Source organism: Nitrosomonas sp. Nm58 (assembly GCF_900107335.1).
Classification (GTDB): domain Bacteria; phylum Pseudomonadota; class Gammaproteobacteria; order Burkholderiales; family Nitrosomonadaceae; genus Nitrosomonas.
In genome coordinates, this window is the sequence record NZ_FNPQ01000058.1 from 1 (window position 1) to 10,944 (window position 10,944).

The following is a 10,944-nucleotide window of genomic DNA, read 5'->3' on the forward strand; positions in this document are numbered from 1 at the left end:
CTCTGATTGTCGCACCCATTTGCGCAACGTCTCAGCAGTACAACCTATCTTGGAGGCTATCGATTCCAGTGCCGCCCATTGCGACTCATACTCCCTTTGGTGTTCATACAGCAATCGGACAGCCCGTTCACGAACCTCCGGTGAATATCTTACTGGTTTTTTTATTACTCTATCCTCTCAAGAAATAGAGTCTCCTGTAAACCCGGGCCGATTCACCTACGCTTATGCGACAGTCTGCCCGTTGGACGGAAAGTTTGACAGCTTGGTGTTACCTAATGTCAACACTGAGTGCATGCAAATCTTTCTTGATGAAATCGCCAGGCGCTACCCCAATGAGAATATCGTTATGGTGATGGACGGTTCTGACTGGCATCGCAGCCATTCGCTGACGTTAGCTGAGAATCTTCGCTTGCTGCTACTGCCACCTTATTCACCTGAACTCAATCCAGTCGAGCGCCTGTGGGATGAGTTGCGCGAAAAGAACTTTTCATAACCGTGTATGTGACAGCATCGGCGCGCTCGAATCTCATTTAGTTGATGCACTTCGACATATGGAGGAAACTACGGATGTGGTGAAATCAATCGCCGGATGGGATTGGATAATTAATTCACTTTGTAACGCTAATTAGAATAAGATAATAATATTATGAATCGCTTACAGATTTTTACCGACGGCAGTGTTCATACGCAATTAAAAGTGGGGTATGGCGCCTACCTTATGGTGGCTGACTTGGCTACGCCGATAGAAACGCTGAAAGAGGCGGTGAAAGTAAAGCGCTTTGAGCAAACCAGCTCGACCAGATTGGAATTACAAACGTTGTTATGGGCACTACACGAAGCGATGGCTTTGAGCAATGGCTGCGACATGGTTTTGACGGTTTATACCGATTCGCAAAATATTATCGGTCTGCCGGGAAGGCGCGTCCGCCTTGAACAAAATGATTATTTTTCGAGTAAAAACAGGCGGCTTAATCATTACGAGCTGTACCAGGAATTTTACCGGTTGAATGCCAAGTTCAATTGCAGGTTTGTCAAGGTAATAGGTCATCAGTCATCCAGCAAGAAAGATGAGATTGACCAACTGTTTGGCTTGGTCGACAAGGCATCCAGGCGTGCGTTGCGAGAATATTTTAGCTCATGAAACAAAAAGCCCGTGAAAGTCTTGATTTACTTCCCTACAGCGCGCGCACTTTCACCGTCTTACCTTTAACCTTGCCTGCGGATAATCTGCGCACAGCTTCACGGGCGATATTACGCGCGACAGCGACATAGGTTGATTGATCTGTCACGGTGATCTTGCCGACCTCCTCACGCGTATAACCTGCTTCGCCTGTGAGCGCACCCAGCACATCGCCGGGGCGGATCTTCTCCTTTCGCCCACCGAGTATTTGCAGTGTCACCATTGGCGGTGCCAGCGGGGTATGGTTACCACTTTGTAACGTAGCCAGATCATGCCATTCTGGCTCGAAGTCCATCATCCTTGCAATCGCTTCTACCCGGGGCATTTCGGACGGGCTGCACAGGCTCAGTGCCCAACCGTTTTCGTCGGCACGGCCCGTGCGGCCAATGCGATGGATATGTATTTCCGGGTCGGGCGTAACATCGACATTAATAACCGCTTCAAGTTGTGTGATGTCCAGACCACGTGCTGCTACGTCGGTTGCTACCAATACTGAGCAGCTACGATTGGCAAACTGAATCAGCACCTGATCACGTTCACGTTGTTCCAGATCGCCATTCAAGGTTAGCGCATGAATGCCTTGCTCCTGCAACCCTTCCAGCAAATCTCGGCATTGCTGCCTGGTGTTGCAAAATGCCAGCGTACTGACTGGTCGATAGTGTCTGAGTAGCTGGCCAACGGCCTGCAAACGCGCCTCATGGCTTACCTCGTAAAAACGCTGGCGTATCTTGTTTTCCTCATGCTGCTCCAGCAGTTTCACTTCCTGTGGGTTACGTAAGAATTGTCGTGCTAATCCTGCGATACCTGCGGGATAGGTTGCCGAGAACAGGAGCGTTTGGCGCTTTGACGGGCAGCGCTTGACTACAAAAGCCATATCATCGTAAAAACCCATGTCCAGCATGCGATCGGCTTCGTCAAGCACCAAGGTATTGAGTTCTGCTAGATTTAAGCTGCCGCGCGCCAGATGATCCATGATGCGACCGGGAGTACCGATGACGATGTGTGCACCATGCTCCAGGCTGGCCATCTGTGGGCGCATGGTGCTTCCGCCACACAGCGTAAGAATCTTGATATTGTCTGCAGAGCGTGCCAGGCGGCGAAGCTCCTGTGTAACCTGATCTGCCAACTCGCGTGTTGGACACAGCACCATTGCTTGTACCGCAAAGCAGCGCGGGTTTAGCTTGGTAAGTAGCGTCAATGCATATGCTGCCGTCTTGCCGCTCCCCGTCTTTGCCTGCGCGATCAGGTCGTGACCTGCAAGCGAAATGGGCAAACTGGCCGCCTGAATCGGCGTCATCGTCAGATATTCAAGCTGCTGTAATGTTGCCAGTAAACCAGGCGACAGCGGTAATTCATTAAAAAGGCGTCCATCAGTATTTACTGCGGACGGAGAGACTGTCTGTAAAGTATTATTCATCCGCAATTATCCCAGATATCAGCGGAATACGCATAGAATTGTATCTTTTAACAGAAGCATTAAAGAAACGCACGATCCTTTCAAGCAACCATTATAAGTCTTTGAACTAGAGATATTTTTATATTTTCCTTACAGTAGTGTGAAGTTAAAGCCAGGCTTTTTGGCACAAGCGATAAGATGGTGCAAGCACGTTACCTCAACCAAGCGCCATCTCTTTGGAACATCAGGCCGCGCTGCCTGTCTCATTCGTTTAATGCTTTACAATCCCTGTTTTGACAGATAATACCCGGCTAATACGATAAGGTCACATGAAACCCAATAGAAAATATACGAATGACAGCGTCGGCTGGCGGTTTGATAATAGTTATGCCCGTTTGCCCGAATCTTTTTATGCGCAACTTCATCCTGTGCCCGTACGTGCGCCGCAGGTGGCGATGTTGAATCATGCCCTGGCAGAATCGCTGGGATTAAATATCCGCGCATTGTCTGATGAAGAAGCCGCCTTGCTGTTTGCAGGTAATGTGCTGCCTGATACGGCGCAGCCCATCGCGCAAGCCTATGCCGGGCATCAATATGGTCATTTCACGATGCTGGGCGATGGGCGAGCGATCCTGCTGGGCGAGCATCTCACACCGGCAGGCGACAGGTTTGACATTCAGCTAAAAGGCTCTGGCCAGACCCGGTTTTCACGGCGTGGCGATGGCCGCGCGGCGCTGGCGCCCATGCTGCGGGAATACCTCATCAGTGAGGCAATGCATGCGCTAGGCATCCCTACGACGCGCAGCCTTGCCGTAGTCACCACCGGCGAGCCAGTGATGCGGGAGACCGTGCTGCCGGGCGCGATTCTCACCCGGGTAGCGGCAAGTCACGTTCGCGTGGGCACGTTTGAATATATCGTAAGGATAGGAGGTACAGAAGGCATCAAAACCCTGGCCGATTATGTTATTCACCGTCATTATCCGGCGCTTGTCGAGGCCGATAACCCTTATCTTGCGCTCTTGAACAGAGTGATAGAACGCCAGGCATCGCTGGTCGCAAAGTGGCTGCTGGTTGGTTTCATTCATGGCGTGATGAATACAGATAATATGGCCATCAGCGGTGAGACGATCGACTATGGTCCTTGTGCGTTTATGGATGCGTACGACCCGGATACGGTGTTTAGCTCGATCGACCAACAGGGCCGCTACCGCTATTCCAACCAACCGCATATGGCGCAGTGGAATCTCGCACGTTTTGCCGAAACGTTGCTACCGTTATTACACCCTCTCCAGGAAAAGGCCGTCGCATTGGCGGAAGAAGCAATCCACCATTTCCCCGCTGTCTTCCAAGACTGCTGGCTGGCCGGGATGCGAAAAAAACTGGGACTGTTCACTGAAGAAACGGAGGATAGCCAGCTTATCGAAACCCTGCTAACATGGATGCAGCAACACCAAGCCGATTACACCCAAAGCTTCCGCGCACTGGCTTCGGAAGCTTTGCCCCAGGATGCCCTGTTTCGTGATGCCGAATTCGTAGAGTGGCATGCGCGCTGGCAAGCGAGATTATCACGCCAGGCTGAATCCAGGCAGTCATCAGTCAGCTTGATGCGAGCGCATAACCCGGCGATTCACCCACGCAATCACCGCGTTGAAGAGGCGCTGGCAGCCGCTTCTGAACGTGGCGATTACTCGCTGCTGCAACAATTACTTGCGGCTGTGACAAACCCTTACGCCGATGCGCCGGAATATCATGATTACCGCACTCCACCAGAACCTTCAGAGCGCGTTTATCAAACATTCTGCGGAACATAAGCTTTGATTACTGCCAGCCGGTAACCTCATAGCCTTTCTCTTGCAGGCAGCGGCTCACGAAATTGGCATAAGCCTGATCAGGCTGCGAGGGCCTTGAATAAAAGAGTCCTCTCAGCAATCCCCACACGGCGCCACTCACTGCTCCGACCATGGAGCCCGTGCCGGCTGCACCAGTAACCGCGCCTCCAGCAGCGCCGCTCGCAGCTCCTACGCCTGCTCCCATAGCGGTACTTGATGCAACATCGCCACTCTTGCCATATCCTTCTTTAGCGCCAGCCGTTTCAGCGAGTTGTTTACAAGCCTCAATATCCTGCTGCACAACCTCCTCCCCCGCTGATAGAAAATGCGCGTTGGGATACAAGACAGGCTGCATGCTGGAGCAAGCCGGAAGCCATAATAGCATCAACCCCATATTCAACATCGTCACTAATCTCATTACACCAGCCCTCTTCCCATGAATACATCTGATTGAACGAGTATATCTTGATCTTTGCAGGGTAGCGGATTAATTCCGGAAACCTTCTAATTTGTTTTGCAGTATGCCCGCCGTCACATAGGAATCCAGCGGCTTAAGCAGCAAGCAGATTCAAAACAAGGTAACTCACTCACCCTAAACCTCTTGTGGATAATACGACAAACCAATCATTTATTGGCTAAGTTAGATTGTAAAAGCCCACTCGACTCCAAGTATGTCTGGTGCTGCGTATATTGATTACCTCCCGGTCGAATAACTTTTATACTTCATCTGATCAGATCAATAGTGAAGCATAAGCTTGTTCTGTTTACTTCTAAACATGAAAGGAGTGTCTGTTATGAAAACGTGGAAAAGTGAATTACGATCAACCAGGGATGCCGCAGCCACAAAGGCTGGTTTGACAGGAATGATGGCTAACCCTCCAACTTGCTTGAGGAATGACAACCTGTCCTTCATTACCATACTGTTGCAACCCATCGGACTTATCCGAACGCTAGCAATGAGGAGCGGGTTCTTTGGAATGGCTTTCCTGGGGCTGATGGGATCGGCTGCTACGATCCACGCAGCAGACTATGAGGTATGGGTCAGCGACCAAGCCAATACACAAGGTATTACGGCCGAGGCGCCTAGCGGAACACATGGCGGAGCAGTGCGGATCTATGACAGCGCGGATCTGGAAAAAACGCCACCTGTGGACAATGCTGTGGTGCTGGATGTCGCTACTGACTTGTTCCCTACGGCGAAGGCCACTACAGGGGCGCATGTTGCTCGCATTCACGGCATTCTGCCGAGTCCGGATCATAAATACATGGCGCTCAACTTTGTCGCTTCGGGTCATCTGGGTATTGTTGATGGTGAAACGAAACGGCCTATTTGCCTCTTCCGAACTACCGGCACTTCCACAGGCCGGCAGAACCACATGGGCTTCTGGGCACCCAATGGTCACAGCATCATAGTCGCCAACCAGAACGGGCGCATGCTGGAGCGTGTCGATGTGATGCGTGATAGTGGAGGCGCTGTGACTGGCTTTGATTTCAATGCCGCGGCCAGCCTGGATCTGATCGGTGGCGCCGACCGGATTACCGAACAGCCTGTGGCGGTCGATCTGAATCCCGAGGATGGGGTTGCCTGTAAAGTGAGCGGCACGGTTGCGGATGGGCAAGCGACGACTACGCCAACGGGTGCGTTGAAGCAAGCCGATGGCATTCGCCCGCTGAACACGGTCATTTGCCCCATCGTTGCCAGCACGAGCCAGCATGTTTTCACGACATTGGGCGGGGGTGGCATGTTCGTGATCGACATGCGCAGCACGCCAATGGCGATCGTAGCTGAGTATGACATGAACGTTACCCGGGCAGCCGGTTGTGGCGGTGCCGAGGCAGCAGGTTTCATGCACCTGAATACCGGCACGCCAGGACCAAACATTTCTGAATTTACGCTCTATCGTTTCTCACTCGATTATCCATCGGCACCAGCGTTCAATGCGGCCAATACCCCCTCACCCATTGCGGTATGGGCAGATGCGGACAACGGCAAAGTAGCAGGCGCTGATATTCCAGAAGGGAACAATCGTGATGCGCATGGCCTTGTCCTGGTGAATAACCCGACAGCAGAAACAGCTTACTATTTGCATCAGATGGATCGGATTCGCAACAATGTCGAAGTGTTCGGAATTACCTCGTCGCGGGATAATCGGACATTCCAGTACGCAGGCAGCTATAGCCTAACGACGACAGGGGCCTGTGGTTCGACGCTCGGCACGACAAGAAGCAACGATCCGACACCCGATCTTGGCGATTTTTCAGTGGCTGGCCAGACGAAAGGCAAGCGGATCTATGTCGCGCTACGCGGTCCGTTCCCGCTCACCGTCAGCCATGCCGCCGACGGCAGTTGCCCGGGGCTGGGAATCATTACGCTATCGCCAAACCTGACGAGCGGGACGCTCACTCAGGTACTGCCTACCACTGTGCTGGACGTGGGGGGATCGAAGAATCTCAGTGATCCCCATGCCGCAATCATACGGTTAAAAGCGAAGTAGGTTTTGAATTTAGCGGCATAATGCATAGGGTGAGCCGCCTGCCAAAGCTTGGCCAAAGCCTGGTAAATGGCAGGCAGTTCTGGCCCACCCAGGCCGTGGTATTCAGTATCCACTGTCACCATCCTTTTTTGCCCAATACCAGCAGCTGCAAACTACTGCAAGGATGAGTTGATCATAGTCTGAATCGGGAATCAAACTTGGCATGCTGCGCGTATCCGCCCATCCAGAAACAACAAAGGAGCCAGCTGGCTCCTTATGTTTTTTGCGACCCGGGAGAGTTACTTGACCCGGTTGCGGTATTCCAGCGTACGGGTATCAATCTCGATCTTGTCGCCGATTTCGCAGAATAGCGGTACTGGCAGTTCGAAGCCGGTGGCGATCTTGGCAGGCTTCATTACCTTGCCGGAGGTATCGCCCTTGACGGCAGGTTCGGTGTAAGTGATTTCGCGCACTACGGAGTTGGGCAGTTCAACCGAGATGGCCTTGCCGTTGTAGAACACCACTTCGCAGGCCATACCGTCTTCCAGGAAATTGAGCGCATCGCTCATGGTTTCCGCTTCGACTTCATGCTGGTTGTATTCAGTGTCCATGAACACATACATGGGATCGGCAAAGTAAGAGTAGGAGACCTCCCTCTTATCCAGCACCACCACATCGAACTTATCATCCGCCTTGTACACCGCTTCGCTGGGCGATTCGGTAAGCAGATTCTTGAATTTCATTTTTACCACGGAAGAGTTGCGGCCGGATTTGCTGAATTCAGTTTTCAGCACGACCATGGGGTCTTTACCAACCATAAACACGTTACCTACGCGGAGTTCCTGGGCTGTTTTCATCTGATAAATCTGGGAGTAAAAAAAGCTGCATATTGTACTCCGGCCGCCTCCAAAAATCCAATTTTCGTCGCTATCCGAATGGCTGTCTGCAAAAAATTACTCCTTACATATCAAATATATGCCATATGGTAATGGTTCGCCTGCGCCTTGTCTGGCGCAGCAACTTGAATTTTCAGGGGTATCTCTGATTTTTGCAGAAGCGTACCAGGTTAGATGCAAGGTCTGCGGCCTGCGCAAGCTGCCCAGCCCAAGCCGTGGTATGGTCTTGCAGCACCGCACGGTGCCGCCAGAAATCGTCCCAGTCCAAGCGCCCGCCGCTATTCCAGCTCTGATGAAAAGCACGCAGCGCGGCGGCGGCATCTTCCGCCAATCCTTGGCAATAGCGGTCGAGGAACGCCTCAAGTTTGACTTGATGCACATTGTCCTGTTGCGGATAGATTTGCCAGACCAGCGGCCGCGCCGCCCACTGCGCCCGCACGAAGGAATCCTCGCCGCGCACGAAATTGCAGTCGCACGCCCACAGCAGGCGATCATAGTCTTCCTGAGGCATGAAAGGAATGACGTGCAAAGTCAGGCTGCCACGCTGCACGCTATCGCCCGGCGTCAAGCCCGGTTGTCCGGCCCAACTTGCGACCTGCGCCACTGTCTTGCCTTCTGGCAACAGGCAGCGCACCGGCATAGTTGAAGCTGCCCAGGCATCCAGCAGCTTGCTCACTGGCGCGCTGTCATAACAGAATAGTGAAACCGTGGCTTCGGTGGAAATGGGGCAAGGCAGGCCAAGCTGATACCACCACTGCGCCGGATTGTGTTGCAGCGCATCGCGTTGCGCCAGTAGTCCATTTTCTCGGAGTAACCCGCCAGTAGCTGCAGTGAAGCCGGGGAAGAAGAAATACTTGGTCAGCGGTAGGCGCGGATGCGGTGAAGCCATGCCATGACAGCCCTCCACCCATCGCTCCGCTGACAAATATTCCAGATTGATCCATATGCGCTTTGCTCCCTCTGGGAGCGCACGCCTGTCCCCGACTTGATCCAGAGGCTGGGGAGAGGGAAGCGTCATCGCCGCCACATAACTCTCCGGCAGCTCGCAGCCAAACGCCTCAATCACCACGTCAGCCGGCATTACGTAGGGAAATGGTTCAATCCAGCGCCACACCTCCACCCCCCGACAGTTTTGCACTTCCCGGCTGGCATCGGCATCTGGGCACATGCGCTGCAGACTGGCCACATCGTCCACCCAAAGCCGCACTGCCATGCCATGCTCTGCCGCCAGTTGCTGCGACAGCCGCCAGCACACGCCAATGTCGCCATAGTTATCGATGATGCGGCAAAAAATGTCCCAGCGCATTATCAACCCGCTAGCTGATCGTTCCGTTAAAATGATTACAAATCAAACAAGCCCCAAGTCGAACTTCTCCAACGGAATGAAACCGGTGTTTCGTTAAACTCCGCAATACCTTTGAGGATTCGTTGTGTAATCGTAGTAAAGTTTCGGCTCTTTGGGAAATACTGCCGTATTAATCCATTTGTATTTTCATTGATGCCGCGCTCCCAAGAGGAATAAGGGTCAGCAAAATAAAAGTTTGCCTTCAACGTTACCACAATTTTTTATGCTCGACGAACTCCCCGCCCATTGTCCGAAGTAATAGTGTGCACCTTGTTTTGATAGGGCTTCAGTAGCCTGATCATCGCCTGGCTAACTACGCACAGTCTTGCGCTCTTCCTTGTTGCTCTCTAACGCCTCAAGAGGCAAGGAACTAAACCCGAATAAATTAGAAATGGTAGTGAGCACCGATTCCGAGATATTCAGCCTTCTCTTTATAAAACTGGCCAGTGGGGGAATTACCGTTAAAATACTCTATCATGAACAGTAGCTTGCGACCGAATGCTTGGTGGTTATCAAACTGGAATCCAGCTCTGGCAGAGATATCCGCATTCCAGTCGTTTTGCTCATGATTCTTAAAGTCAACCGCTAATATGGGTCTCATCGCGGCGAAATCGATACGCCAGGGACTTCTGAATTCAAGTCCATATTGAATTGACCAGGGTTTGATAGTTGAAGGCTGTTTATGAAAAATACCTCCCCCTCCCCCATAGATGCGTACTCCATAGGGCAGTTCATAGGAAACCCTGAGATCAGCTCCTTCATAACTGAGATTGATACGCTCTAACCGGGTTCGCAGCAGGAACTCGTCCCCTAGGTGCGAGCTTTGATGGAAAATGCGAGCAAAAGAAGAAAATTGACCTGTTCGCATGCTTGAGTAAACAGAAGCAATAAAATCAGTATTGATCAGATCGGAAGAGCTTGCATCAAGATTAAAGTCGCTAAAGACCCCAGCCTGGAGTCCTGCTTCCCATTGCACGGTGGTTCGGCCTAGATTGGCTCGATAGAAAGGGATGGTCTCGCCGAAACTGACTGACCCATTGTTATTCCCGTCAATGTCGGCGCCTACATAATTACGGTAAGCCGCTGAGAAGTGCGCCCAGCGTGGATCAGCCAGTAGAGGCTTAAATAAATGACCCGTTGGTAAGAAACCCGTAGGAAAAACTTCTGAGGGCGGAACAAGTGTACTTTCAGGCGTGTCCTGCTTATCTGCTGGTGAAGAAACAGCTATGTTTTGTTGCTTATCGTCTGCTAGCAGCTCCACTCCCATTACTCCCGGAATTTCAGACAATATTTGTTGAACTTGAGCGCGCTCTTCCGGTGACAGGTCATATACCGGTAATGTAATAACACCGTCACGCACCACTATGGCGGAGAAGTCAAGCGCATAATCTCGCTTGAGAATTCCTGTCGCATAACCCGCAATATAAGCGTCATTTGATACCCCATCGCTGTAAGCGGGAAACATCATGAATAAAACGATTGCAGGGAAAAAAAAGCATCGTACAGCAAACATCATTTTCTCCATGATTTTTTCGCGTGCAAAAGAAGAAGTATAAAGATTACGAAATTCACGAAATATGTAGGTATTGCCAATCAGACGGTCTGCAGCTTGATACCGTATTTCTCCTTGGCATCTCTCTATCGAAGATATGACAAAGAACCGTTACCGACAGATGACTACCCTCTATGTTCGTCAAGACAGTGACCGCTAAAATAAAATAATATGGGGTGAATCGCCCCGGTTTTTCCGGAGACTTTTTAGTTTGAGTCAGGCTGCATTAGCTGACTCCTTTAATTGGCGATAATATGCCATTTCAAATTCAG

The 10,944-nt window shown here is 51.5% G+C and carries 10 protein-coding genes; 4 read left to right on the forward strand and 6 right to left on the reverse strand.

Annotated elements, in window-relative coordinates; all coding sequences use genetic code 11:
• Positions 1–165: transposase (locus BLW34_RS16235; protein WP_177166053.1), on the reverse strand; the 165-nt coding region annotated here is incomplete at its 3' end.
• Between the two features lie 100 nt (positions 166–265).
• Between BLW34_RS16235 and BLW34_RS17125 the strand changes: the two genes are divergently transcribed.
• Entirely contained in the window at positions 266–493 is a 228-nt protein-coding gene (locus BLW34_RS17125) for a transposase (protein WP_256203807.1), read from the forward strand.
• 153 nt (positions 494–646) lie between these two features.
• Positions 647–1,141, forward strand: a complete 495-nt coding sequence (locus tag BLW34_RS13640) for a ribonuclease HI (protein ID WP_090580698.1) — start codon at positions 647–649, stop codon at positions 1,139–1,141.
• A 34-nt stretch (positions 1,142–1,175) separates the two neighbouring features.
• Here BLW34_RS13640 and dbpA read toward each other — a convergent pair whose 3' ends face one another.
• Positions 1,176–2,597, reverse strand: a complete 1,422-nt coding sequence (gene dbpA / locus BLW34_RS13645; protein ID WP_090580701.1) for an ATP-dependent RNA helicase DbpA — start codon at positions 2,595–2,597, stop codon at positions 1,176–1,178.
• Positions 2,598–2,905: 308 nt separating this feature from the next.
• On the opposite strand from dbpA, the gene BLW34_RS13650 reads away from it, so the two are divergent.
• Positions 2,906–4,387: a protein adenylyltransferase SelO gene (locus tag BLW34_RS13650; protein ID WP_090580703.1), complete on the forward strand. Its 1,482-nt coding sequence runs from the start codon at positions 2,906–2,908 to the stop codon at positions 4,385–4,387.
• Between the two features lie 7 nt (positions 4,388–4,394).
• On the opposite strand, the gene BLW34_RS13655 is transcribed toward BLW34_RS13650, so the two are convergent.
• Positions 4,395–4,823, reverse strand: a complete 429-nt coding sequence (locus BLW34_RS13655) for a glycine zipper family protein (protein WP_090580706.1) — start codon at positions 4,821–4,823, stop codon at positions 4,395–4,397.
• Between the two features lie 376 nt (positions 4,824–5,199).
• On the opposite strand from BLW34_RS13655, the gene BLW34_RS13665 reads away from it, so the two are divergent.
• The gene (locus BLW34_RS13665; RefSeq protein WP_143037942.1) at positions 5,200–6,900 is read left to right on the forward strand and encodes a hypothetical protein; all 1,701 of its coding nucleotides are present in this window, start codon (positions 5,200–5,202) and stop codon (positions 6,898–6,900) included.
• A 278-nt stretch (positions 6,901–7,178) separates the two neighbouring features.
• Here BLW34_RS13665 and efp read toward each other — a convergent pair whose 3' ends face one another.
• From efp to BLW34_RS13680, 3 genes are all read right to left on the reverse strand, one after another.
• Positions 7,179–7,736, reverse strand: coding sequence for an elongation factor P (efp, locus tag BLW34_RS13670; RefSeq protein ID WP_090543558.1), 558 nt, complete (start codon positions 7,734–7,736; stop codon positions 7,179–7,181).
• 172 nt (positions 7,737–7,908) lie between these two features.
• A complete protein-coding gene (gene earP / locus BLW34_RS13675; protein WP_090580714.1) occupies positions 7,909–9,081 on the reverse strand; it encodes an elongation factor P maturation arginine rhamnosyltransferase EarP in 1,173 nt (390 codons plus the stop codon).
• A 424-nt stretch (positions 9,082–9,505) separates the two neighbouring features.
• Positions 9,506–10,588: a DUF1207 domain-containing protein gene (locus tag BLW34_RS13680; RefSeq protein ID WP_090580716.1), complete on the reverse strand. Its 1,083-nt coding sequence runs from the start codon at positions 10,586–10,588 to the stop codon at positions 9,506–9,508.
• Between the last annotated feature and the right edge of the window lie 356 nt (positions 10,589–10,944).